Here is a 1092-nt window from a genome sequence, read left to right as displayed (position 1 = left end):
CGGGGAGCTTGTGCGGGGGCGGTGGCGTTCCAGGCTTGTTGTGGGGTGAGCCGGCCCGGGAGGGCTTGGTGGGGGCGCTCGGTGTTGTAGATGCGGTCGAACGCGTCGACGTGCTGCTGGAGGTCGTCGAGGGTGTCGGCGAGGGGTTGTTTGTCGAGGAAGCGGAAGAGGGTCTGATGGAACCGTTCGTTCTTGCCCTGGGTCGTGGGTTTGTAGGGCTTACCGGTGATCGCGAGGACACCGAGCGCGGTGACGTGAGTGACGAGCTTGCCGGTCATGCCGCGTCGGGTGGGGTTCAACGCGGCCCCGTTGTCGCTGAGCAGGCGTTGAGGGACGCCGTGAGCGGCGATGGCTTTGTCCATCACCGTGATCGCTGCGTCCGCGGTCTCCGTCCAGGACACGTGGGAGGCCAGGGCCAGGCGTGAGTGATCGTCGATGAGCTGGAAGATCACGCATCGGCGGCCCCTCGTGAGCACGTACTCCGTGGCATCCAACTGCCAGCAGGCGTTCGGGGCGGGGTAGACGAAACGACGCCACGACGCTCGCGGACGCTTCTTCGGTTCGGCCCGCGCGACGCCGGCGGCGCGGAAGATTCGCGCCAACGCAGCCGTGGACGGAGGTTCCAACCCCATCGCGCGCATCTTGTCGTGAACGCTGATCGGTCCGTGATCCAGACCCGACCGCTCCAACGCTGCGCGCACCGCGATCGCCTGCTCTTTCGCCGCATCGCTCAGAGCAGACGGTGTCGCCTTCGGTCGCCGCGATCGCGGTTCCAACGCGGCAGCTTCGCCCTCGTGGAGGACGCGGGAGCGGATCTCGTAGAACGTTTTGCGGGAGATGCCCTCCTCCGCGCAGAACGTCGACACCGCCCCGCGCGGCGCATCCACCGGCCACCGCACGATCGCGAGACGGACACGGGGATCGACAGGCTCATTTCGGCTCACACCCTCATCAGAGCCGCCGAAGTGTCACCACCAAACACCCCGGAAGTGTCACCGATGTCCTGATGCAGAACTGTCACCGATGTCCTGAGACATGACACGGACGCTTTTCGAGAACGTCCGGGTGTTTTGGACACTCACGCGAGAGGCA

The 1092-nt window shown here is 66.0% G+C and carries 1 protein-coding gene; it reads right to left on the bottom strand.

Annotation, left to right across the window (positions count from 1 at the left end; all coding sequences use genetic code 11):
- A partial coding sequence (locus NS283_RS17590) for an IS481 family transposase (protein ID WP_058598147.1) occupies positions 1-944 on the bottom strand: 944 nt, incomplete at its 3' end.
- Between the last annotated feature and the right edge of the window lie 148 nt (positions 945-1092).

The organism is Microbacterium testaceum (genome assembly GCF_001476285.1).
Classification (GTDB): Bacteria; Actinomycetota; Actinomycetes; order Actinomycetales; family Microbacteriaceae; genus Microbacterium; species Microbacterium testaceum_B.
The sequence above is the reverse complement of the archived record's forward strand: the minus strand, read 5'-3'. Positions and strand labels throughout refer to the sequence as shown.